19 protein-coding genes are annotated in these 22,092 nt (G+C 64.9%); 5 read left to right on the forward strand and 14 right to left on the reverse strand.

Going from position 1 to position 22,092, the window contains the following annotated elements:
* Window positions 1–11: 11 nt before the first annotated feature.
* From mexE to AC0ZZU_RS16225, 3 genes are all read right to left on the reverse strand, one after another.
* The gene (gene mexE, locus AC0ZZU_RS16215; RefSeq protein WP_476342044.1) at window positions 12–1,247 is read right to left on the reverse strand and encodes a multidrug efflux RND transporter periplasmic adaptor subunit MexE; all 1,236 of its coding nucleotides are present in this window, start codon (window positions 1,245–1,247) and stop codon (window positions 12–14) included.
* 140 nt (window positions 1,248–1,387) lie between these two features.
* Window positions 1,388–2,974 carry a rhodanese-related sulfurtransferase gene (locus AC0ZZU_RS16220; protein ID WP_476342045.1) on the reverse strand — a complete coding sequence of 529 codons (1,587 nt, stop codon included), beginning with the start codon at window positions 2,972–2,974 and terminating at the stop codon, window positions 1,388–1,390.
* On the reverse strand, window positions 2,971–3,579 hold the full coding sequence (locus AC0ZZU_RS16225) for a cysteine dioxygenase family protein (protein ID WP_476342047.1): 609 nt from the start codon (window positions 3,577–3,579) through the stop codon (window positions 2,971–2,973). Before AC0ZZU_RS16225 ends, AC0ZZU_RS16220 begins: the two co-directional genes overlap by 4 nt.
* Before the next feature lie 264 nt (window positions 3,580–3,843).
* Between AC0ZZU_RS16225 and AC0ZZU_RS16230 the strand changes: the two genes are divergently transcribed.
* The 3 genes from AC0ZZU_RS16230 (at window position 3,844) to AC0ZZU_RS16240 (ending at window position 7,263) form a co-directional block, all read left to right on the forward strand.
* Entirely contained in the window at window positions 3,844–4,926 is a 1,083-nt protein-coding gene (locus AC0ZZU_RS16230; protein WP_476342049.1) for an LLM class flavin-dependent oxidoreductase, read from the forward strand.
* 88 nt (window positions 4,927–5,014) lie between these two features.
* On the forward strand, window positions 5,015–5,956 hold the full coding sequence (locus AC0ZZU_RS16235; RefSeq protein WP_476342051.1) for an ABC transporter substrate-binding protein: 942 nt from the start codon (window positions 5,015–5,017) through the stop codon (window positions 5,954–5,956).
* Window positions 5,953–7,263 carry an LLM class flavin-dependent oxidoreductase gene (locus AC0ZZU_RS16240; protein ID WP_476342052.1) on the forward strand — a complete coding sequence of 437 codons (1,311 nt, stop codon included), beginning with the start codon at window positions 5,953–5,955 and terminating at the stop codon, window positions 7,261–7,263. Before AC0ZZU_RS16235 ends, AC0ZZU_RS16240 begins: the two co-directional genes overlap by 4 nt.
* A 95-nt stretch (window positions 7,264–7,358) precedes the next feature.
* Here the strand turns inward: AC0ZZU_RS16240 and AC0ZZU_RS16245 are convergent, their stop codons facing one another.
* The 10 genes from AC0ZZU_RS16245 to AC0ZZU_RS16290 form a co-directional block, all read right to left on the reverse strand.
* A complete protein-coding gene (locus AC0ZZU_RS16245; RefSeq protein WP_476342053.1) occupies window positions 7,359–8,978 on the reverse strand; it encodes a dipeptide ABC transporter ATP-binding protein in 1,620 nt (539 codons plus the stop codon).
* Entirely contained in the window at window positions 8,975–9,862 is an 888-nt protein-coding gene (locus tag AC0ZZU_RS16250; RefSeq protein WP_476342054.1) for an ABC transporter permease, read from the reverse strand. Before AC0ZZU_RS16250 ends, AC0ZZU_RS16245 begins: the two co-directional genes overlap by 4 nt.
* A 3-nt stretch (window positions 9,863–9,865) precedes the next feature.
* Window positions 9,866–10,816, reverse strand: coding sequence for an ABC transporter permease (locus tag AC0ZZU_RS16255; RefSeq protein WP_476342055.1), 951 nt, complete (start codon window positions 10,814–10,816; stop codon window positions 9,866–9,868).
* Window positions 10,813–12,444 (reverse strand): ABC transporter substrate-binding protein, encoded by a 1,632-nt coding sequence (locus AC0ZZU_RS16260; RefSeq protein ID WP_476342056.1) that lies wholly within the window; start codon window positions 12,442–12,444, stop codon window positions 10,813–10,815. Before AC0ZZU_RS16260 ends, AC0ZZU_RS16255 begins: the two co-directional genes overlap by 4 nt.
* A 34-nt stretch (window positions 12,445–12,478) precedes the next feature.
* Window positions 12,479–13,273 carry a class II aldolase/adducin family protein gene (locus tag AC0ZZU_RS16265; protein WP_476342057.1) on the reverse strand — a complete coding sequence of 265 codons (795 nt, stop codon included), beginning with the start codon at window positions 13,271–13,273 and terminating at the stop codon, window positions 12,479–12,481.
* Window positions 13,274–13,304: 31 nt separating this feature from the next.
* Window positions 13,305–14,438 carry an acyl-CoA dehydrogenase family protein gene (locus AC0ZZU_RS16270; protein WP_476342059.1) on the reverse strand — a complete coding sequence of 378 codons (1,134 nt, stop codon included), beginning with the start codon at window positions 14,436–14,438 and terminating at the stop codon, window positions 13,305–13,307.
* A gap of 136 nt (window positions 14,439–14,574) precedes the next feature.
* Window positions 14,575–15,465: a LysR family transcriptional regulator gene (locus AC0ZZU_RS16275; protein ID WP_476342061.1), complete on the reverse strand. Its 891-nt coding sequence runs from the start codon at window positions 15,463–15,465 to the stop codon at window positions 14,575–14,577.
* A gap of 87 nt (window positions 15,466–15,552) precedes the next feature.
* Window positions 15,553–16,719: a GGDEF domain-containing protein gene (locus tag AC0ZZU_RS16280; protein WP_476342063.1), complete on the reverse strand. Its 1,167-nt coding sequence runs from the start codon at window positions 16,717–16,719 to the stop codon at window positions 15,553–15,555.
* 113 nt (window positions 16,720–16,832) lie between these two features.
* Complete coding sequence (locus AC0ZZU_RS16285) at window positions 16,833–17,663, reverse strand: alpha/beta fold hydrolase (protein WP_476342064.1); 831 nt, start codon at window positions 17,661–17,663, stop codon at window positions 16,833–16,835.
* Window positions 17,664–17,806: 143 nt separating this feature from the next.
* The gene (locus tag AC0ZZU_RS16290) at window positions 17,807–18,430 is read right to left on the reverse strand and encodes a S1 family peptidase (RefSeq protein ID WP_476342065.1); all 624 of its coding nucleotides are present in this window, start codon (window positions 18,428–18,430) and stop codon (window positions 17,807–17,809) included.
* Between the two features lie 332 nt (window positions 18,431–18,762).
* On the opposite strand from AC0ZZU_RS16290, the gene AC0ZZU_RS16295 reads away from it, so the two are divergent.
* Both AC0ZZU_RS16295 and AC0ZZU_RS16300 read left to right on the forward strand, forming a co-directional pair.
* Window positions 18,763–19,983 carry a putative DNA modification/repair radical SAM protein gene (locus AC0ZZU_RS16295; RefSeq protein ID WP_476342067.1) on the forward strand — a complete coding sequence of 407 codons (1,221 nt, stop codon included), beginning with the start codon at window positions 18,763–18,765 and terminating at the stop codon, window positions 19,981–19,983.
* Window positions 19,980–20,834, forward strand: a complete 855-nt coding sequence (locus AC0ZZU_RS16300; protein WP_476342068.1) for a TIGR03915 family putative DNA repair protein — start codon at window positions 19,980–19,982, stop codon at window positions 20,832–20,834. Before AC0ZZU_RS16295 ends, AC0ZZU_RS16300 begins: the two co-directional genes overlap by 4 nt.
* 160 nt (window positions 20,835–20,994) lie before the next feature.
* On the opposite strand, the gene AC0ZZU_RS16305 is transcribed toward AC0ZZU_RS16300, so the two are convergent.
* A partial coding sequence (locus AC0ZZU_RS16305) for an aldehyde dehydrogenase family protein (RefSeq protein WP_476342069.1) occupies window positions 20,995–22,092 on the reverse strand: 1,098 nt, incomplete at its 5' end.

A 22,092-nucleotide genomic window follows, 5' to 3' on the forward strand; every position in this document is an offset into this window, starting at 1 on the left:
GGTCTGGTCTCTTAACCGCGCGGCGCGGAGGCGCTGGCAAGTTTCACGCTGGAGCCGGTCGGGGCCGGATTGCTGGCTTCGAGCGCCTGGCGCTGACGGGCGAGGGTGGCAAGGGTCGCCTCGCTGGCCATCGGGGTTTCCTCTGGCGCGACTTGCGAGCCTGGACGCACCCGCTGCAGGCCCTTGACCACGATGCGGTCATCCTTGTGCAGGCCCTCGCGCACGATGCGCAGGCCTTCGAGTTTCGGGCCCAGCTCGACCGCGCGGTAGGCGGCCTTGTTGTCCTGGTCCATCACCAGCACGAACTTCTTGCCGAGGTCGGTACCCACGGCCTCATCGTTGATCAGCATGGCCGAGTAGGTGGCGCTGCCGACCAGCTTCAGGCGCGCATAGAGACCCGGGGTGAATTGCCCGTCGCGGTTGTCGAACACGGCCCGTCCGCGGATCGTGCCGGTGCGCGGGTTGACCTGGTTGTCGACGAAGTTCATCTGGCCCAGGTGCGGGTTGCCGCTTTCGTTGGACAGGCCCAGGTATACCGGGGTGCTCTGGCCGCGCTGGCCGTCGCGGGCGAGCTGGGTGTACTTGAGGTAGACGCGCTCGTCGGCGTCGAAGTAGGCGTAGACCTTGTCGGTGGAGACCACGCTGGTCAGCGGCGTGACGTCGGCGGTGACGATGTTGCCCGCGGTGAACTGGGCGCGGCTGACGCGGCCGCTGATGGGGGCGGTGACGCGGGTGAAGCTCAGGTTCAGGCGCGCCAGGTCCAGCTGGGCCTGGATGGCGGCAACCCCGGCACGGGCCTCGGTGGCCGCGCTGCTGCGCGACTCGGCCAGTTCGGCGGAAATCGCGTTGCTGTCACGCAGTCGCTCGCCGCGGCGAGCTTCGTTTTCGCTGCGCACGGCGGTAGCGCGGGCTTGCTGCACCTGGGCTTCGAGACGGCGGACCTCGGCCTGGAACGGACGGGGATCGATCTGGAACAGCAAGTCACCCTTGTTGACCTGGGCACCCTCGGTAAAGGCCACCTGGTCGATCTGGCCGGAAACCCGAGGACGGACTTCAACGGTCTCCGGGGCTTCGAGGCGGCCGGTGAACTCGTCCCATTCGTTGATGGGCTGTTCGATGACCTTGGCCACGGTGACCTTGGGTGCTGCGGGTGCCTGCACGGCCTCCGGCGTCCGGCCGCAGGCGCTGATCACCAGTACTGCCAGGGCAGCCAAGGGATAGCGCAAGGGTTTGAGTGATTGTTCCATGGAGGAATCCGCCAATGTATAGAGATAGTGGGCGGATTCTGGCGGGCGCGGGGGACGGGATCGAATCGAACGAGGCGAAGGTTAATATCATTGCGAATGATGTCGGACATGAAAGGGCTGGCAAGCCAGCCCAATAAGCGTCAACCAATCACCCTGAACCCATGCGTCCCGTCCCGCCCGAGCTGCTCGACCAATCCGAACTCCCAGTCCAGATACCCTTGCATCGCTTCACGCGGGCTGTCGGTGCCCTCGTACGGGCGGCGGTAGCGGTCGGTACGCGGCACGGCCAGCCGTGCTTCACCGCTGTCGAGCGGCAATTGCGCGGCGATCCAGCGGGCGGTGCCGCCTTCGAGCACGTGCACTGGCTTGCCTGTCAGGGCTTGCAGGTCGATGGCGGCGAAGCGCGCCAGCAGGCTGCTGCCACAGGTCACCACGTAGCGCTCGGCCACTGGCAGCTGTTCCAGCGCCTGCGGCAACTGGGCGCGAATGGCCCAGTAGGCACCGGGAATGTGGCGCTTGACGTAGTTGGCGCTGGTGGTGAAATCCAGCAGCACGGTGTCGTTTTCCTGCAACCACTCGCCCAGTTGGCCGTTATCGATCGAGTCCACTCGCGGGAGGGCAGGCAAGGGCACCTGCCATTCGCCGTGCTCGCTGAAATCGCCCGCCGACAGGCCATCGAGCACCGCGACCTGCCAACCCATCTGGGCCAGCCACGAGGCACTCATGTTGGCACGCACGCCGTCGTCGTCGACCAGCACGATCCGCGCGCCGCGCACGCTGGCCACATGGTCGGTTTCCTGCACCAGCTGGCCGCCCGGAGTCGAACGGCTGCCCGGCAGGTGGCCGGCGACATACTCTTCGGGAGTGCGCACATCGAACAGGTAGGTGGTGCGCCGGGTCTCGGCCTGCCAGGCGGCCAGGCCTTCGCGATCCAGGCGCACCACGCCAGCGCGGTCCGCCACGGCCCGGGCGTTGCGGGCGGCGGTGGCACGGGTAGCATCGCTGGCCGCGTCGAACTGACGGTCCTGGCCATGCGCCAGTTGCTGGCCGGCCAGGGTCCAGCCGATGGTGCCATTGCGCAGTGCGGCGACTGGATTGGGGATGCCGGCATTCACCAGAGACTGCGTGCCAATGATGCTCCGGGTTCGCCCGGCGCAATTGACGATGACCTGGGTCTGGGGATTGGGCGCCAGCTCGGCGACCCGCAGCACCAGTTCGGCGCCCGGCACGCTGATGCCGCCAGGGATACTCATGGTCTGATATTCGTCGAATCGGCGGGCATCGAGCACCACCACGTCGGCCTTGGCGTCGAGCAACGCCTGGACCTCCTCGGCGGCAAGCGAAGGGGTGTGACGCTCGCTTTCGACCAGCTCGCCAAACGCCTTGCTCGGCACGTTGACGTCGCGGAACAGCTCGCCGCCAGCCTCCCGCCAACCGGCGAGGCCACCCGCGAGGACGGCGACATCGGTGTAGCCAAGGGCCAGCAAGCGCTTGGCGGCCACGCTGGCGAGGCCTTCACCATCGTCATACACCGTGATCTCGGTATCGCGGCGCGGCACGCGGGCATAGATTTCGATCTCGAGCCTGGACAGGGGCACGTTGGCAGCAAACAGCGGGTGTGACTGGGCGAAGGGGTCTTCCTCGCGAAGGTCTATGAGCGCCAGTTCCTGCTTGTCCAGCAGTGCCTGGCGGATGTCCTGGTAGGTACGGGTGGTCGCAGTGCTCATTGGGCAGGGGTCTCTCTGGACAGGTCCCAGATATTGGGCAGTTGGGAGTTGGAATAACCGGAAACGAAGGTTTTCTCGCCGCCTTCGGCAGGGTAGACGGCGCGCTTGACCGCACCGATGTTGCCGCCGTACACGTGAATGCTGATCGATACCTGGTCATCGAAGGCGTTGCTGACCTGATGGATATCGCCGATGCGCGGTGAGACCGCTTCGACTTCGCCGGGGTCCAGGCGCACGGCCACGCCTGCCGGCGCCAGCGCGCCGCTCGCGTCGTAGGCAAAGCCTTGCGAATGCTCGGCGCCACGCAACATGCCGATCAGGCCCCAGACACGATGATCGTGGACCGGCGTGGTCTGCCCCGGTCCCCAGACGAAACTGACGATCGAGAAGCGCTGGCGCGAATCGCAGTGCAACAGGAATTGCTGGTAGCGCGCAGGGTCCGGCTGGGCCAGCTCCTCTGGCAGCCAGTCATCATGGGCGACCAGGCTGCGCAGCAGGCCCTGGCCCTGATCAAGAATGCTGCCCTCGTCGGTTTCCCGGTCGAGCAGGTCGGACAGGGCGCCAATGAAATGACGCAGGCGCTCAAGGCGCAGGGGTTGGCTCATGTTCTCAGACTCGGGCAACGGTGACGCAATACCCTAACAATGGCCTGACTATTCTCAAAATTCAAATTATGCATAAGCTAATATGCAAAAAATGCATTTACATGACGCATGTTTTCATCTGAAATCCTTACATGTCGCTGACATTAGGTTATGACAAAAACGAATTTCACAGCGCTTTGACTAAACGTTAAATTATAAAAACCCGTCTGGTTAGCGCTAAAGCGTCTATATCACCTCTCATTGCCAACAGATCAAGGTACCCCCATGAGTGTTCAATTCATCGGCATGATCGGCCATCGGCTGTCGTCGGAAATCCACGACTCCTCAGGACCGATCTTCGACAAGGACTACATCACCCGTTTCGCCCAGGCTCATGAAGAGGCCGGCTTTGACCGCATTCTGGTGGGCTACTGGTCCGATCAGCCGGATGGCTTCCTGGTGACCGCACTCGCCGGCCAGGCCACCTCGCGGATCAGCTTCCTCCTTGCCCATCGCCCGGGCTTCGTCGCCCCGACCCTGGCTGCGCGCAAGCTGGCGACCCTGGATCACCTGCTGGACGGGCGCCTGGCCGTGCATGTGATCAGCGGCGGCAGCGATACCGAGCAACGCAAGGACGGCGACTATCTCGATCATGACCAGCGCTATGCACGCACCGACGAATTCCTCGAAGTCGTGCGCAAGGTCTGGACCGAGCAGGCGCCGTTCGATCATGCAGGCACCCACTACCAGGCGCAGGGCGCCTTTTCCGCGATCAAGCCGCTGCAGCAGCCGCACTTGCCAATCTACTTTGGTGGATCTTCGCAAGCCGCGCTTGAAGTCGCGGGCAAGCACGCCGACGTCTACGCCCTTTGGGGCGAGTCGCTCGAGCAGACTGCCGAAACCATCGCCAAGGTTCGCCGGCAAGCCGCGCTCAACGGCCGTGAAGTGCAGTTCAGCGTATCGTTCCGCCCGATCATCGCAGCGACCGAGGAGGCCGCCTGGGCCAAGGCCGAGGGCATCCTGGGCCAGGCTCGCGAGCGTCTGGAGCGCGCCGGCCCGGTGATTGCCCACAAGCCGCAGAGCGTCGGCGCCCAGCGCCTGCTGCAGACCGTGGCCAAGGGCGACCGTGTCGACGAGCGCCTGTGGACTGGCATCGCCGCGCTGGTGGGTGGCGGTCACAACTCCACCGCGCTGGTCGGTACGCCAGACCAGGTCGCCGAGGCCTTGCTTGCCTACTACGAGCTGGGCGTGACGAGCTTCCTTATCCGCGGTTTCGACCCCTTGAGCGATGCCGAAGACTACGGCCGCGAACTGCTGCCGCTGACCCGCGCCAAGGTCGCCGCGCGCGAATCCCGCCGCAACGCCTGATTTGTCTTTTCCCCCCCTTTTTCGACGAGACCGCACGCGCGGATCGGCTTGTATCTGATGTGCCCAAGCGGCACCTGGAGATTTTCGCGTGCGTTACATCAAGCAATTGGCGGCCGGCGTGCTGGCAGCCTCGATCAGCCTGGCCGCAGCGGCCCAGACCCTCGTGGTCGGCGACCAGAGTTTCAACACCCGCGCCGTGATGGAAGCGGCCGGCGTGCTCGAAGACCTGCCCTATACCCTGGAGTGGAAGCAGTTCACTGCCGGCTCGCCGGTCGCTGAGGCCCTCAATGTCGGCAGCCTCGACCTGGGTTTGCTGGGCGATGCGCCGCCGCTGTTCCTCGGCGCCTTGGGCGCGCCGATCAAGGTCATCGCGGTCACCCGGCAGAACCTGGGTGGCGTGGCCATCCTGGCGCGCAAGGATTCGCCCATCAAGACACTCGAAGACCTGCGCGGCAAGCGTGCGGCCATCTGGAAGGGCTCGTGGAGCCAGCAGCTGCTGTTCAGCGCCCTGGACCAGGCCGGCATTGCGCGGGATGCCCTCGAGCTCCGTTACCTCAGCGCGCTGGACGCCTCGCATGCCCTGGATGGCGGCTCGGTCGACGTGATCGCGACCTGGGAGCCCTATGTGACCCAGCAGGAACGCCAGGGTGCGCGAGTGCTCGCCACCGCCGACGGGCTGATTCCGGCCCAGAGTTTCGTGGTCGCCAACACCCAGGCGGTGGAAGACAAGCGCCCGCAGATCAACGATTTCCTGCAGCGCCTGAAGAAGGCCCGTGACTGGACCCTGAGCGACCCGGCCCATACCGAAGCCTATGCCGACGCCTGGGCGAAGCGCACCCGCGCCGACCGCGACATCGCCCGCGCCTGGTTCGCCCGTGCTCGCACGGACGTCGCGCCGCTCGATCCCAAGGTGCTGACCGAGGCGCAGAAAACCGTCGACTTCTTTGCAGGCCTGGGACTGATCAAGTCGTACCCGGCGGCCAGTCTGTTCGACACCTCATTCAGCACCGCACTCAGGAGTCCGCAATGAGCAAACGACAGATCAAGCTGGGCGCGCTGACCATGGGCTGCGGCGGTCCCGGGCGCCACAACCTGTGGCTCGACCCGCAACTGCCGGCAGATGCCAGCGTCAGCATCGACTGGTACATCGACATCGCCCGCCAGGCCGAGGCCGCGCTGTTCGACCTCATATTCATCGTCGACAGCCAATTCATCACGCCGGGTTCACCCTCCCACTATCTCAATCGCCTGGAGCCCTTGACCCTGCTCTCGGCGCTTGCCGTGAGCACGCGCAACCTGGGCCTGGTAGGCACCCTGACCACCTCGTACAACGAGCCCTACAATGTCGCCCGCCGCCTGGCCTCGCTGGACTTGATCAGCAAGGGCCGCGCGGGCTGGAACGTGGTCACCAGCGGCGACGCCGGTACCGCCGGCAACTATGGACGCGACGAGCACTATGACTACGACACCCGTTATGGCCGCGCCCGGGAACACGTCCAGGTGGTGCAGGGGCTGTGGAACTCGTACGAGCACGATGCCTTTGTCCGCGACCGCAGCACGGGCCAGTTCCTCGATTCCGCGAAGCTGCATGCGCTCAACCACAAGGGCGAGCATTTCTCGGTGGTCGGCCCGCTGAACATCCAGCGCTCGCCCCAGGGCCAGCCGGTGATCTTCCAGGCGGGTGATTCGGAGCAGGGACGTGAGCTGGGCGCGGCCACGGCCGACGTGGTGTTCACCCACGCCGCCAGCATCGAGCAGGGGCAGGCGTTCTACCGCGACATCAAGCAACGCGCGGCCAGGCTCGGGCGCGATCCCGAGCAATTGCTGGTGTTGCCGGGTGCCGAGATCTATGTCGGTGACACCGACGAGCATGCCCGTGAAATCGAACGGCACTATCATCAGGCGGATCACAGCTTCGAGCTGGCGCTCAAGGAGTTCGGACGCAACTTTGGCTGGCACGACTTCAGCCAGTACGGCCTGGACGCACCGTTCCCCCAGGAGAGCCTGGAAGCTGCGCGCAGCAGCTTCTTCACCAACGCCAAGCGCATTGCCGACCAGGCGCGGGAGAAGGGATTCAGCTTGCGCCAGGCAGTCGAGTTCGGCCGCCAGTTGCGCCCAGGTGCGTTCGCCGGCTCCGCCGAGACGATCGCGGCCAGGATGACCGAGTGGTTCGAGGCACGGGCGCTGGATGGGTACAACATCTACATCGGGCATCCCGAGCAGTTCGGGCGGTTCACCCGGGAAGTGGTGCCGCTGTTGCAGGAGCGGGGGGTGTACCGCACGGCGTATGAGGGCAGTACCCTGCGTGAAAACCTAGGGCTCGAAATCAGCCGCTGAACCGCTCCTGCCCGGCGCATCTGGGCGCCTACAAGGCCCAGTTGCGCGTGGCACGGCAGCAAGTCCTCTCTATCGAAAATCTGTCGGTCCTGACCTCAGGCAGCCGCCTTGCGGCCAGGTATCGCCGCGATCAGCTCGCGGGTGTACTCACTCTGTGGCTGTCCGAACACTCGATCCACCGGCCCGTGCTCCACCACGCGGCCCTGGCGCAGCACCAGCACCTGGTCGGCCATGTTGGCCACCACCGACAGGTCATGGGACACCAGTACGTAGGCCACGCCCAGATCGCGCTGCAGCTCTTCGAGCAGCGCGAGGATCTGCGCCTGCACCGATACATCAAGCGCGCTGACGGGCTCGTCGAGCAGCAGCAGGTCCGGCTGCAGCGCCAGCGCCCGGGCAATCGCCACGCGCTGGCGCTGACCGCCAGACAGCTCACGGGGCAGGCGGTCCAGGTAGTCCTGCGGCAGGTGCACCCGGCTGATCAGCTCGCGTGCGGCCGACTCCAGCGCCGCGCCCTTGGCCAGGCCAAACGACACCAGCGGCTCGACGATGCTGTCGAACACCGTGAAGCGGGGATCAAGGGCGCCGAAGGGGTTCTGCTGCACCAGCTGCATACGCCGGCGCAAGGGGCGAAACTCGCGCCAGCTGAGCGCGGTGATGTCCTGCTGCTCGAACAGCACGCGCCCTTGGGTGGGCTTGTCGAGTCCAAGGGCGATGCGCAATGCGGTGCTCTTGCCCGAGCCGGACTCTCCGACAATCGCCAGGGTCTGGCCGGGATACACCTGCAGGTCGAGGTTCTCCAGCGCCACGAAATGACTGTCTTCGCCTTTGCTGGGCGGCAGCGCGAAGGTCTTGCCCACGCCTTGCAATGACAGGATGGGCTCGCCCTGGAGTGCCGCTGCCGGACGTGGCGGACGGCGTCCTGCGAAAGCCGGTGCTGCGCTGATCAGCGCGCGGGTGTAGGGATGTTGCGCAGCATCGAGGATCTGCCCTGGCGGGCCTTGCTCCACCAACAAGCCCTGTTTCATCACCAGCAGGCGGTCGGCGCGGTCGGTGGCCATGCCCAGGTCGTGGGTGATGATCAACAGCGAGATGCCGCGCTCGCTGACCAGTCGCTGCAGATGGTCGAGGATGCGCCGCTGCACGGTGACGTCCAGGGCACTGGTGGGCTCGTCGGCGATGATCAACTGCGGATCGCCCGCCAGGGCAATTGCGATGAGCACCCGCTGGCGCATGCCGCCCGACAGCTCATGGGGATACTGGTGCGCACGCAGGGCCGGCTTGTCCAACCCGACCTGGCTCAGCAGCTCGAGGATATCGGCATCCAGCCCCGGGTAGCGCCGGCCCCGGGCCAGCACCAGTGCTTCGCCAATCTGCTGGCCGATGCGCAGTGTCGGGTTCAGGCTCACCAGCGGATCTTGTGGCACCAGGCCGATGGTCCGGCCGCGCAGCTGACGCTTCTGCCGTTCGCTGGCCCCGCCAAGGTCGATGCCATTGACCTGGACTCGACCGCCCGTTATCCGCGCGTTGTCCGGCAGCAATCCGAGCAAGGTGTTGGCCAGGGTGGACTTGCCGGAGCCGGATTCGCCGACGATGGCCACTGTTTCGCCCCGCGCCATGCAAAATGAGAGGCCCTTGACCGCAGGGGTGAGGTGCCGGTCTACCTGATAGCTGACCTGCAGGTCGCGGATGTCGATCAATGCGTGCTGGCTCATCGCTGGTTTTCCTCGGCGGTACGGGCAAGGTGATTGAGGCTGAACACCACGGCGACCACGAACAGGCCGGGCAGCAGCGAGACCCAGGGCGCGGTGATCAAGAAATGCCGGCCATTGGCGATCAGGGTGCCCCACTCGGCGGCCGGTGGCGCCGCGCCGAAGCCCAGGAAGCTCAAGCCTGCCGTGGCCAGGATCGCCGCGCCGAAGTCGAGGGTCGCGAGCACCGCCACAGGGCCCCAGGCATTGGGCAGGATGTGCCGCAGCAATGTGCGTCCCCAGCTGGCGCCGCCGAGACGCGCGGCCTCTACGTAGGGCAGCGTCTTGACCCGCAGCACTTCGGCGCGGGTGGTGCGGGCAAAGCCCGGGATGATGCCGATACCGACGGCGATCGCCACCGGCACCGTGCCAAAGCCGATCGCGGTGACGATCGCCAGCGCCAGCAACAGGCCCGGCAAGGCCAGCAGCACGTCGACCACGCGCATGATCAATGCATCGACGCGCCCTCCGGCGAATCCAGCCAGCACGCCCAGGCCCAGTCCGCCCAGCAGGGCGATGCCCACCGCCAGCAGGGCGGCCTGCACCGACAGGCTTGATCCGTAGACCACTCGGGTATACAGGTCGCGCCCCAGTTCGTCGGTGCCGAACCAGTGCACGGCATTGGGCGCGGTGAGCTTGGCGGCAGGGGAGGTGGCATAGGGATCGAAGCTGGTCAGCAGTTGTGGCACCAAGGCGCTGGCCAGCGCGAACAGCACTACCAGCACCGCGAGGCTGAAGCCCGGGCGGCGTAGCAGTGGCCTGAGTGCCGCCGTCATGCGTTGCAGGCGGCTGCGGCGTTTCCAGGCGAGGCTCGGGCCGGGACGAAACAGGCGAGTATCGGTGGTCATGGGCTACGACACCTTTGCTGTGCGCGCGATGCGCGGATCGAGTAGGGGATAGAGCAGGTCGACGATCAGGTTCACCAGCACGAATGCCGCCGCCGAGACCGCCACCACGCCCAGCACCACCGGGATGTCCTGGCACAGCACGGCTTCCTGCGCCAGGCGGCCTACGCCATTGCGCGCGAAAATGGTTTCCACCAGCACCGCGCCCGATACCGTATTGCCCACCTGCAGGCCGATCAGGGTCAGGATCGGCAGGGCGGCGTTGCGCAGGCCATGGCGCGCCTGCACCTGCCAGCGGCTCAGGCCCTTGGCGAAGGCGGTGATGATGTACGGCTGGCACCAGACGTCCTGGAAACCCCGTTGCAGTACCTGGGCGTACACCGCCGCGCTAGGGATCGCCAGGGTGACCGCCGGCAGGATCAGGCTGTCGAATCCGCGGCTGCCGGTGGCAGGAAACCAGCCCAGGCTGAAGGCGAACACCTGGATCAGCAGCAGGCCCATCCAGAACACCGGCACCGAGAAGCCCAGCGACGGCAGTCGCGCCAGCGCGGTTTTCAACGGCTGCCAGCGCACGTAGGCAGTAAGGCAGGCCAGGCCGATGCCGCCGACCAGCGACAGCACGATCGCCAGTCCCGCCAGCGAGAGGGTTTGCGGCAGGCGTTCGAGCAGCAGTTCCCCAACCGGGCGGCCAAGCGACAGCGACTGGCCGAAATCACCCTGTACCGCGCCGCCGAGCAGGTCGACGTACTGCTCGAACAGGCCCTTGTCCAGCCCGTAGTAGGCCCGTGCCTGGTCCAGTGCCTCCGGCGACAGCCCGTCGGCCTCCATGCCCGAGGCGCTGAGCATGATCGACAAGGTGTCGCCCGGCAGCAGGTAGAGGATGAAATAGGTGATGCTGTAGGCGCCCCACAACACCAGCAGCGCCTGGCCGACCCGGCCGATCAGGTAGCGTTTCATGGCTGGCCGACCTGAATGTCACTGAGCAAGGCAAAGCCTTCTGCGGTCCAGCGGAAGTCCTTGACCCGCGGCGCGGTGGCCGCCTGCCAGACCCGTTCATACAGCGGGAACGCCGAAGCTTCGTCGACCAGCAGGTCCTGCAGCGCTCCATAGGCCTGGGCGCGCTGGCCGCTGCCGGTGGCGGTGATGCCGCTGTCGAAGAGCGCCTGGGCCGCGACCAGGGTCTGCGGCTCGTAGGTCTTGGTGGCAAGGCTGGCGCTGTTGGCCGCGCGCGGATCGAGGATCGTCTGCAGGATGATCGGGTCGGCGCGGGTCATGTAGGTGGAGGTCAGGTCATAACTGCCCGACGCGTTGCCGGCGACCCATTCGGCACGGGTCAGTACGTTGAGCTTGAGGTCGATACCCACCTTGCGCAGCTGGTCCTGTACCAGTACGTCGCCCGCGGTCTCGGCCGGGGTGAGGTTGTAGCTCAGGGTCAGGCGCTTGCCGTCCTTGTGGCGATAGCCGTCAGCGCCCCTGGTCCAGCCTGCCTGGTCGAGCAGTCGCTCGGCGCCCTGCGGATCATAGGCAAGCTTGTCGGCCTGGGGCTTGAAGTAGGGCGTGGTCACGTCGAACACGCCGGTCACCACCGGGAACTGCGCGTTGTACACGGTGCTGGCGTAGCTCTTGCGATCGATCGACTTTTGCAGCGCCAGGCGTACCTGGCGATCGGCGAGCAGGCGGTCGTCACGGGTGTTGGGGTAGAGGTTGAGCGCGGGACCTGGCAGGGAGCGGCTCTGGATGGTCGCGCCTTTGGACTGGAACAGCTTGAGGTCGACCTCCGAGAACGGATTGCGCGGCCAGAGAATGTCGGCCTTGCCCTGCACGAACAGGCCGTTGCGCACGCTTTCTTCGGGAATGTAGCTGATCTCGACGGCGTCCAGGTGCGCTTCGCCCTTGTTTTTCACATTGGCCGAGGCCCAGTGGTAGCCCTCGCGCTTGACCAGCCGCGCGCCGACTTCAGGGGTGTAGTGCTCGAGCACGAACGGACCGGTGCCGATGATCTTGCCCAGCGACCGTTCCTTGGCGCTGAGGGCGTAGGACGCTGGCGCCAGCACCGCCAGGTTGGTGGTGGATGTGGCCTGCAGGAAGCCCGCGTTGGGGCGTGCCAGTACCAGCCTGACGGTGAACTCGTCGACCACCTCGGCATGGTCGTAGCCTGCAAGGTAGGTCGCGCCGAATGTCGCGGGCAGTTCCTTGGCGAAGGCCTTGTTGCTGTCGAAGGCGGTCTTTACCGCCTGGGCGTCGAAGCGCTCGCCATTGCTGAAGGTGACGTCCCGGCGCAGCTCGAAGGTGTAGCTCAGCGCGTCATCGCTGATGCTCCAGCGTTCGGCGAGCCAGGGGATGATCTTGCCGGTGTCGGGATCCTGGTCTGTCAGGGACTCGGCCACGTTGCGCAAGAGCACGCGGTGTTCGAGCCAGTAGACCTGGAAGGGGTCGACGCTGACCAGCGTGGTGTTGTCGCCGAAGAAGGCGATGTTCAGGGTCTTGCCAGCGTCCGTGCTGTCGCCCGGGGGCGAGCAGCCGACGAGGCCGAGCGCCAGGGCGCTGGCGGCCAGCAGGTGTCGTGCGAGGCGGGGTGTGCTCATCGGCATGTCCTTGTAATGGAGGTGGTTTGCGCAATCAGTGCTTGTAGTCCTGGCCTTCGCGGTCCAGTTGACGGATCAGCGCATCCCAATGCCGCGTGATGCCTTCGCCCTTGCCGTCTGAAAAGCGCTTGGATTGCTCGTGGACCTTGGCGATGGCCTGCGGCGAGGCATGTTGCAATCCGGCATTGCCGCCAGCCTGGGCCGCGACCTGGATGTTGCAGGCCCGCTCAAGGCCATGCAGTTCACGAAAGGCGTGCTCGACACTGATGCCGCCGGTGAGCAGGCCGTGGTTGCGCAGGATCAGGATGTTGCTGTCACCCAGGTTGGCTACCAGGCGCTCTTGCTCGTCCAGGTCCAGGGCCACGCCTTCATAGCCGTGGTAGGCGACGCGGCTGTAGTAGGCCAGGGCGTGCTGGGAAATCGGCAGCAGCCCGTCACGCTGCGCCGATACCGCCGCGCCGTCGCGGGTATGGGTGTGCAGCACCGCCTTGAGGTCATGGCGGGCGCGATGAATGGCACTGTGGATGACGTAGCCGGCCTGATTGATGCCCAGACCCAGCGGGTCGTCGATCAACTCGCCGTCGACATCCACCTTGACCAGGTTGGAAGCGGTGATTTCATCGAACAGCAGGCCGAAAGGGTTGATCAGGAAGTGTTCGTCAGGGCCGGGCACGCGGGCCGAGAAGTGCGTGTAGATATGGTCGGTCCAGCGAAACAGGGCAGCCAGGCGATAGGCAGCGGCGAGCTTGACGCGGACTTCCCATTCCTCGGCGCTGACGCGCTGGCGGACATCACGGGTGGCAACGGGCAAAGCGGTAAGGGCATTCATCAAGGGAACTCCGGAGATCGTATGTCGATATTCAGTGGGCCAGGGTCAGCGCATCCCGGCCGGCCTGGCCGAGCACTGCGTCGTCCTGCGGGGTATGGATGCGGCTGCAAAGCACATCGCGGTAATGGCGCTCCAGCGGATACTTGCGTGACAGCCCCGGATTCCCGGCGGCTTCGATCGCAAGCTCGACGGCGCGGATAGCGTTGCTGCTGACCAGGTGCTTGAGCTGTCCGGCGTGCTGCGGCTCGACCTGGCCGCTGGCGGCGCTGTCGAGCAGAGTGCGGTTGTTGAACAGCAGCGTGTCGATGCGTCCGGTCACCTCCTGGAAGCGTGGCAGGCTGGCCAGCGGCGCACCCAGGTTGGTCGGCGTGCGCGATTGCAGAAACGTCACCAGCCAGTCCCGCGCGGCCTGGGCCACGCCGTCGTACAGCGCCGGCAACAGCACCGACATCCACAGCAGCGCCTGGCCATCGAGTTCGGCGCGGGGGGCACTGAGGGGGCTGACCGATACAGCGTGGTCCAACGGGATCAAGGCATTGTCGAAGCGCACTTCATGGCTGCAGGTGGCACGCATGCCCAGGTGGTCCCAGTCATCGACGATCTCGATGCCAGGAGTGTCCTTGTGCACCAGGAAGCCGCCAATCAAAGGATCGGCATCATCGCTGCGCGCCCACACCAGGTACCAGGTCAGGCCGTGGCTGCCGGTGGAGTAGATCTTGCTGCCTGACAGGCGCCAGCCCTCCGGCGTACGCCGGGCCAGGGTACCGGGCAGGCCGCCACGGGCCGGCGTGCCCAATTGGGGTTCGACGCGAAAGGCATTGATCAGTGCGCCGTGCTCGACGGCGTCGCGGGCAACCCGGGTTCGCAGGGACTGGGGCCAGCGCGCTTCGTCCTGGAGGCGAAAATGCTGCAGGTACTGCATCACCAGGATCAACGCGGTAGCAGGGTCACCTTTGCCGACGGCGCTGATCACCCTCCGGGCGGTCTGCAGGTCTGCGCCGCCACCACCCAGTGCGCGAGGCACCGTGAGGGCGAGCAGGCCGTGCTGGTGCAGCAGCCTGAAGTTGTCCTGGGGGAACTCGCCGCTGCGGTCGTAACCCTCGGCGTTGGCGGCCAGGGCCTGGGTGAGCTCGGCAAGGGCGCGCTCGGAAGGGGGCTGACTCATGGGCACTCATCCCTGGAGATACGGTCTGTGGTAAGACCGTATTCTTATAGTTGAGCGCTGTAAAAGTCTTTTTGGTTCTATGCTAATTATTGGTTTGAAGAATTAACCATTTATGTCTTTATGCATAATTTGCATTTTAACGCTCCAGCCGCCCGGCGGCGACGGTGCCAAACAGCTCCACCGGTTCCTGCAGGTTGCCCAGATAACGGGGATGAAACAGCCAGAGATCCACCTGCGGCTTGAAATCAGTGACGTTGAGCACATCGAGCTGGTCGCGCAGCGGACTGGCCAGCAGCAGCGGCTCGGGTACGAGCCCCAGGCCCTGGCCATTGGCGACAAGGCCCAGCTGCAACTCGGTGCCGAACGTCTCCAGGTTGATCGACAGTGATAATCCTTGCTCGCTCAGTGCCCGCTGGAGCCCAGCGCGAAAGCCGCAGCCGTCGGGGTTGAGCACCCAGCCGCGCGTATAGCAGTCCTTGAGCTTGTAGCTGCGCTTGCCCGCGCTGCCGCGTGCGGCGACCACACGCAACGGCATGCGGCCGATCGAGCGGCTGGCAATGCCCTCGGGGAAGATCTTGCCCGGTGGAAACAGTGCGGCGGCGGCATCGAGCTCGCCGTTTTCCATCCTGGTGATCAAGCTGCTGCCCCAGCCGCTGACCACTTGCGTGCGCAACTCCGGATAGGCGCTGCGGATCTGTGCCAGGGCCTCGAGCAGCACCACGTCGCCCAGGGTCTGCGGCACGCCCAGGCGCAAGGTGCCCGATGGCGCGCCATGGTTGGCCACCAGCTCGCGCAACGCATCGATCTCGCGCAGGATCGCCTTGCACTGCTCGTACACCCGCAGTCCCATCGGCGTGGGCTTGAGGGGCTTGGTGTTGCGGTCGAGCAAGGTCGCACCCAGGTCTTCCTCGAAGTTCTGCACCCGCCGGGTGATCGCCGGCTGGGTCAGTTGCAACGCCTCGGCGGCGAGGTTGGTCGACTGGCAACGAATGACCGCGACGAAAGCGTCCATGTCATCGATTTTCATATTCGGCTCTCACATATTGAGGCTTAGGGAGATACCGGAAGAGAATAATGTTTTACAACGCAGTTGTCACAGGCCCCCACCGCAGCGCTATGCGGTACGCTCCTGTACGGTACGGTCCACCAGGCGGATGCGGTCCCGCCCCCCACGCTTGGATTCATACAACGCCGAGTCGCCTTGCTCGATCAGCGCCGCCAGGCTGGCGGGCGGCTGGTCGAAGAGGCTGGCCCCAATGCTCAGGGTCACCGCAGCGGGCGTGGCAAATGTGAGCGAGGCGCTTTCCTGGAATTGGTAGCGCAGCGCGTTGCCGATCGCGACGATCTCCTCGCTGGAGGCATCGCGCAGCAGGATGATGAACTCGTCACCGCCCAGTCGCGCGGCGAGCGAGCCTTCGGGCAGCACCGAGCGGATCATCTCGCTGAGTGCGATCAACAGGCGGTCGCCAGCCGTATGCCCGTACAGGTCGTTGACCAGCTTGAAGTTGTCGATATCGATCAGCAGCAGTGCGCCTGGACGCTTCGTCGAAACCTCTTCCAGCAAGCGCGGCGCACGGACCTCGAGCGCGCGGCGGTTGTACAGGGCGGTCAGTGGGTCGCGAGCGGCCAGTCGGGCAATACGCCGCTCGCGGCGGTAACGCTCGGTACCGGTCATCGACAGCGCGATCAGCATGACCGCCATCACCCCCTCGACCAGCGAGATCTGGATGATTTCCCCGCGGAAGGCCGCCAGGTCGATCACCGTGCCCGGCACCACGGCCGTCAGAGCCTTCACCACATAGAACAGCCCGTGGAGCAGCAGCACATAGCGCAGCTGCACCGCACCGACGCTCAATGACCGCCCATGCGGGCGCAGGAGGAGGCTGGCCCTGAGCATCTGGATGGCGACCAGTAGCGAGTTGACCACCAGCATGACTTTCGACCATGCCGGGTCTTCGGGCAGCCACAACATTGCGGCCCAGACGGCGAAGATGAGATACCAGGCTCGGGACAGGCGTGTCTGGGTAAAGCGCGCGACCCCCAGCAGGAACAGCCAGTGCGCCGTCACCAGCAAGCCATTGGCGAACCAGATGCCGATCAGCAGCAATCCGTTGCTGCGCAACAGGGCCAGGGTGCAGCCCACGCTGATGGTTGCGAAGCCTGCGCTCCAGAACAGCAACGAAGGCTCACGGACAACGCCCCACTCGATCGCCAGGTACAGCGCCGCGGCGGCGGCGAGGGCGATCGTGAGCATCAACATCGTGGGTGGGTCGAGCGGCATGACCGGGGGCCTGTATGACTGTCGTGAATGTCGCGCGATTGTAAGCTTTTGCCGAGACTTTTTCGCTGGGTAGCGCAACCTCCCGGCAAGTTTCCCGCCGTCGGCCGGCGGCGCTAGCTGCGGATGAATGCCAGCAAGTCGGCGTTTATGATCTCGGCGTGGGTGGTGGGCATGCCGTGCGGGAACCCGGGATAGGTTTTCAACGTGCCGTTGCGCAGCAGCTGCGCCGACAGCGGGCCGGAGTTCCCGTAGGGCACGATCTGGTCGTCGTCCCCATGCATCACCAGTACCGGGACGGAGATCCCTCGCAGGTCATTGCTGAAATCGGTCTGCGAGAAAGCAACGATGCCGTCATGATGAGCCTTGGCGCTGCCCATCATGCCCTGGCGCCACCAATTAAGGATCACACCCTCGCGCGCCTCGCTCCCGGGCCGGTTGTAGCCATAGAACGGCCCGGCCGGCACATCCTGGTAGAACTGCGCCCGGTTGCTTGCCACTTGGGCCTGAAAATCGTCGAACACCGACTTGGGAAGGCCTTCGGGGTTGTTTTCCGTGCGCACCATCAACGGCGGCACCGCGGCGATCAGCACGGCCTTGGCGACCCGTTCCTCGCCATGGCGGGCGATGTAGCGGACCACTTCACCGCCGCCGGTCGAGTGTCCGATATGCACTGCCTTGCCGAGGGCCAGGTGACGCACCACCGCAGCGACATCGTCGGCGTAGTGGTCCATGTCGTGGCCGTCCCAGACCTGGCTCGAACGGCCATGGCCGCGCCGGTCATGGGCAATGACGCGAAAACCCTGCTGCAGGAAGAACAGCAGCTGGGCGTCCCAGTCATCGGCGCTCAGTGGCCAGCCGTGATGGAAGAAAAGGACGTCTGCGTCTCGTGGACCCCAGTCCTTGTAGTAGATTTCGACACCGTCGCCGGTCGTGACATACCCCATGATCGCTGCTCCTCTGTGATGTATGTAGTGTTCACAGGCTCCTTGGGTGGGCGTACTGCTGCGCCAGGTGACGGCTTCCTTGCCATGAGCTCCTGAGAATAGGTCCTATCCTCGGGATCAGCCAAAAAGTGGCCTTGGCAGGATCACTTGGCCGTCGTTGCTATAAAGCCGCGGATCGGCTGCGGCGGCGTCATCGGCTTGGCATTGCGCGCCAGGCGGTACTGGTACCGTTGCCATTCCTGGTCGATTTCACTGTAGGGCATGAACACGCTCAAGCGTTGGGCGCCCGCCAGATCGGGTCGCTTGAGCTTGGAAACGTCGCTGTTGGAAATGAAGGCGATGGTGATCCCTACCACCTTGCCATCCTGGGCGAACACCGGCCCCCCCGACATGCCCTTGACCGTCGGGCCATCATGCACCGAATAGAACACACCGCCCTTGGTTCCTTCGAGCCGCACCAGGCCCGGCAGGGTATGACCCGCGCCCTTGACCGGCATCATGAAGCTGTTGAAGCCCACGGCGGTGACCGCTTCGCCTGTGACCGACTGGCGCCACAGCGGGGCCCGGCTGGCCTTGTGCTTGAAGAACACCACGTCGCCCACGCCTTCGTGCACCACGCCTTTCAGGAAGGGGGTGTGCTTGGCGGTAACGGCATAGTCTTCGTTCCACTGGATGGCGGTGGCCATCAGCAGCATCGGCAGCGGGGCGCCCGAGGTAACGACAAAGGCCTGGTCATACACTGGATCTGAAGCAAAATTCGACGGCATTCCATTGCACCCACTGAGCAGCGTCAATGCTGCCAGACAAGGTACGGTTCTGAGCATGATGGGGTCGTTCGAAAGAAGGTTGGGAAGGGTGAATATGGCCTTGAGCCACTACTTAGGCAATGCTTTTGGACTAGCTTCCGACTAGTGGCACTTTAGTCATTACTAATACTTTCGGCCAAGGACTGCTGATCTTTAGCTTTTCTTTTCACCTCAAGCGGCAGCGTCAATATGCGTCGTGGTCTGCAGTGTTTTTCGCGGTAGGCGATGAGGGGCACTTGCAGTAGGACGCGACTGCAAATACTGTATGTATCATCAGTATAGAGACAGTGCCCATGGAATTGATCGCCAAGCTCGGCATCCTCGCCGACGCCGCCAAGTACGATGCCTCGTGCGCCAGCAGCGGCGCGCCCAAGCGCAGCTCCCGAGGGCGGGACGGGCTAGGCGCGACCAATGGCATGGGGATCTGCCACAGCTACACCCCGGACGGGCGCTGCGTTTCGCTGCTCAAGGTGCTGTTGACCAATTTCTGTCTGTACGACTGCCAGTACTGCGTCAACCGTCGCTCCAGCAACGTGCCGCGCGCGCGCTTCACGCCCGAGGAGGTGGTACGCCTGACGCTGGATTTCTACCGGCGCAACTGCATCAGCGGTTTGTTCCTGAGTTCGGGCATCATCCGCTCGGCCGACTACACCATGGAGCAGCTGGTGCGGGTGGCGCGGCTGCTGCGTGAAGAGCACAACTTCCGCGGATACATCCATCTCAAGACCATTCCCGATGCCGACCCGTTGCTGATCGAAGAGGCAGGGCGCCTGGCCGACCGGCTGAGCGTCAACATCGAGTTGCCCACCGACGAGAGCTTGCAGCGGCTGGCGCCCGAGAAACAGGTCCGTACCATTCGACAGGCCATGAATACCATTCACCTGGGCCAGCAGGCCGTGGCGGGCGAGCCGCGCGCGCCGCGCTTCACCCCGGCAGGGCAGAGCACGCAGATGATCGTGGGGGCCGACGCCACCGACGACCGCACCATCCTGCGTAACGCCGAGTCGCTGTATCAGGGCTTTGCCCTCAAGCGCGTCTATTATTCGGCGTTCAGCCCCATCCCCGACAGCCCGAGCAGCGTGCCGCTGGCAGCACCGCCGCTGCTACGCGAGCACCGCCTGTACCAAGCGGACTTTCTCATGCGCGGCTACGGCTACAAGGCAGGCGAGTTGCTCGCCTCCACGGGTAACCTGGCGCTGGACATCGACCCCAAGCTCGCCTGGGCGCTGGCCAACCGCGAGGTCTTCCCGCTGGACCTGAACCGCGCCGAGCCTGCGCTGCTGGCGCGCATCCCCGGTATCGGCCTGCGCAGCGTGCAACGCCTGGTGGCGTTGCGCCGTGAACGACGGATCCGGTATGACGATCTGATCCAGCTGCGCTGCGTGCTCGACAAGGCCCGGCCATTCGTTGTCACCAGCGACTATCGCCCGCCCGAGGCAGAGATGCGCAGCAGCCTGCTGCGATCACGCTTGCGGGAGCCGCAGGCGCCGGTGCAGATGGGTCTCTGGGGATGATCGCCCTCGACTGCGACGATGTCTTCGCCGTCTGGCGCAGCCAGGCCCGCGTGTTGCTTGGGCATGGCATTGACCCGTCGCAGGTGACGTGGGCCCAAGGGCCGATGGATGATCTGCTGGCAGTGCCGGCCCCTTTGCCAGAGGGCCCTGGACCGTTTCGCGCGCGGGTACCCGCAGCCTTGCTGGCGCAGCTCGAACAGGCCGCGCGCTACCGGGGCGAGCAGCGCTGGAGCTTGCTGTACGAAGTGTTGTGGCGTGTCGCCCATGGAGACCGCACCGCCATGCTTGCCGGCGAGCGCCTGGGCAGCGAGTTGCAGCGGCGGATCAAGCAGGTCAGCCGCGAAGCGCATCACCTGCATGCCTTCGCCCGCTTTGTGCCGTTGCCTGCGGTGCTGGCTGACCAGTTGCAGCTTGATCTTGTGGCCTTTCATGAACCGGCCCACGACATTCTTGAGAGTGCCAGCGGGCATTTTGCCGAGCGTCTTGGCCGCCAGCGCTGGCTGATCGCGTCGCCTCTGGATGGTATTCGTTTCGATGGCAAGGCATTGGACTATCGCCGGCGTTGTCCGCCGCAGTGGCAGGAGTGGGCGCGTCACGCTGATGATCCTGGGGCTGAGCTCTGGCGTACCTATTACCGGCATATCTTCAATCCGGCCCGGTTGAATCCTGGTGCTTTGCGGCAGCATATGCCTGGTCGTTTCTGGCAGCATTTGCCGGAAGGGGATTTGATTCCTCGGTTGGTGGGGCAGGCGCGGCAGGGTAAGCAGCGGGATGGGCAGGCGGTGGAGGTTGGGGAGCAGGGGGGCAAGCGTATCCTTAAAGGGCCTGAGGTGCGGGTACGGGCTGAGTGACGGTGCGTTGGCGCGTGGTGGGGCATTTTTTTTATGTGAATATCCAGTTCTTGTGGTGGCGCTTAAATCGGTTTCGCCGTAAGGGCGAAACCGATTTAAGCGTCACCACAAGAACTGGATATTCACCCAGAACCCAAAACCCCACTCACAATTGAGCCCCTCAGGACGCATTAATCCAGATAGTCTTCACCTCCGTATACTGATCATGCGCCCAAACCGACTTGTCCCGCCCCCCAAACCCCGACTGCTTGTACCCCCCAAACGGCGTCGACGCATCCCCCTCGCCAAAACAGTTCACCGTAACCACCCCGGCACGAATCTCCCGCGACAGGCGCAGCGCATTTCGCAGGCTGCCCGTGTAGGCCGAGGCCGCCAGGCCGTAGACAGTATCGTTGGCCAGCTCGATCGCTTCATCGAGGGTCGAGAAACTGGTCACACTCAGCACCGGCCCGAAAATCTCCTCGATGAACAGCCGGCTATCACGCGTCACCCCATCAATGATGGTCGGTTGCACGAACACGCCCGACTCGGTCTCGCCGCCTAGCACGACGTCGAGCTTCTGCTCGGCGGCGTACTCCAGATACGAACGCACTTTCTCGAAGTGGGCTTTGCTGACCATGGCGCCCAGGCGGTTGTCGGGATCCAGCGGGTCGCCCAGTTTCCAGTCAGCCAGGTGCTTCCCGATCAACTGCAAGAGCTCGTCCTTGACGTCCTTGTGCACGATCAGGCGCGAGGACGCGGAGCAGTTCTCGCCCATGTTCCAGAAGGCACCGGCAGTGACGAACTGGGCGACTTCGTTCAGGTCCTCACAGTCGTTCATGACCACGGCCGGGTTCTTGCCACCCAGTTCAAGGACGATTCGCTTGAGGTTGGACTCGGACGAGTACTTGAGGAACAACCGGCCGGTGTCGGTCGAACCGGTGAAGCTGACCATGGAGATGTCCATGTGCCGGCCAATCGCCTGGCCCGCGTCACTGCCGCCGCCTGGGAGGATATTGAACACGCCGGCCGGCACGCCGGCCTGGTGTGCCAGCTCGGCCACGCGCAGCGCGCTCAGGGTGGTTTCCTTGGCAGGCTTGACCACGATCGAGCAACCGGCGGCCAGCGACGGGGCGATCTTCCAGGCCAGCATCAGCAGCGGAAAGTTCCACGGCAGCACCAAACCGACCACGCCGATGGCTTCGCGCACCACCATGGTCACGGCAGCATTGCCGGTCGGGGCGGTGGCGTCGTAGATCTTGTCGATCAGCTCGGCGTG

The sequence above is a fragment of the Pseudomonas sp. JE3303 genome (assembly GCF_056312565.1).

Bases quoted from the DNA above. Each gene is read 5' to 3' on its own strand.
- AC0ZZU_RS16245 (WP_476342053.1), bottom strand. From the start codon at position 8,978: ATGAGCCAGCACGCATTGATCGACATCCGCGACCTGCAGGTCAGCTAT.
- mexE (WP_476342044.1), bottom strand. From the start codon at position 1,247: ATGGAACAATCACTCAAACCCTTGCGCTATCCCTTGGCTGCCCTGGCA.
- AC0ZZU_RS16290 (WP_476342065.1), bottom strand. From the start codon at position 18,430: ATGCCGTCGAATTTTGCTTCAGATCCAGTGTATGACCAGGCCTTTGTC.
- AC0ZZU_RS16220 (WP_476342045.1), bottom strand. From the start codon at position 2,974: ATGAGCACTGCGACCACCCGTACCTACCAGGACATCCGCCAGGCACTG.
- AC0ZZU_RS16295 (WP_476342067.1), top strand. From the start codon at position 18,763: ATGGAATTGATCGCCAAGCTCGGCATCCTCGCCGACGCCGCCAAGTAC.
- AC0ZZU_RS16240 (WP_476342052.1), top strand. From the start codon at position 5,953: ATGAGCAAACGACAGATCAAGCTGGGCGCGCTGACCATGGGCTGCGGC.
- AC0ZZU_RS16260 (WP_476342056.1), bottom strand. From the start codon at position 12,444: ATGAGCACACCCCGCCTCGCACGACACCTGCTGGCCGCCAGCGCCCTG.
- AC0ZZU_RS16300 (WP_476342068.1), top strand. From the start codon at position 19,980: ATGATCGCCCTCGACTGCGACGATGTCTTCGCCGTCTGGCGCAGCCAG.
- AC0ZZU_RS16280 (WP_476342063.1), bottom strand. From the start codon at position 16,719: ATGCCGCTCGACCCACCCACGATGTTGATGCTCACGATCGCCCTCGCC.
- AC0ZZU_RS16230 (WP_476342049.1), top strand. From the start codon at position 3,844: ATGAGTGTTCAATTCATCGGCATGATCGGCCATCGGCTGTCGTCGGAA.
- AC0ZZU_RS16225 (WP_476342047.1), bottom strand. From the start codon at position 3,579: ATGAGCCAACCCCTGCGCCTTGAGCGCCTGCGTCATTTCATTGGCGCC.
- AC0ZZU_RS16275 (WP_476342061.1), bottom strand. From the start codon at position 15,465: ATGAAAATCGATGACATGGACGCTTTCGTCGCGGTCATTCGTTGCCAG.
- AC0ZZU_RS16270 (WP_476342059.1), bottom strand. From the start codon at position 14,438: ATGAGTCAGCCCCCTTCCGAGCGCGCCCTTGCCGAGCTCACCCAGGCC.
- AC0ZZU_RS16250 (WP_476342054.1), bottom strand. From the start codon at position 9,862: ATGACCACCGATACTCGCCTGTTTCGTCCCGGCCCGAGCCTCGCCTGG.
- AC0ZZU_RS16265 (WP_476342057.1), bottom strand. From the start codon at position 13,273: ATGAATGCCCTTACCGCTTTGCCCGTTGCCACCCGTGATGTCCGCCAG.
- AC0ZZU_RS16255 (WP_476342055.1), bottom strand. From the start codon at position 10,816: ATGAAACGCTACCTGATCGGCCGGGTCGGCCAGGCGCTGCTGGTGTTG.
- AC0ZZU_RS16285 (WP_476342064.1), bottom strand. From the start codon at position 17,663: ATGGGGTATGTCACGACCGGCGACGGTGTCGAAATCTACTACAAGGAC.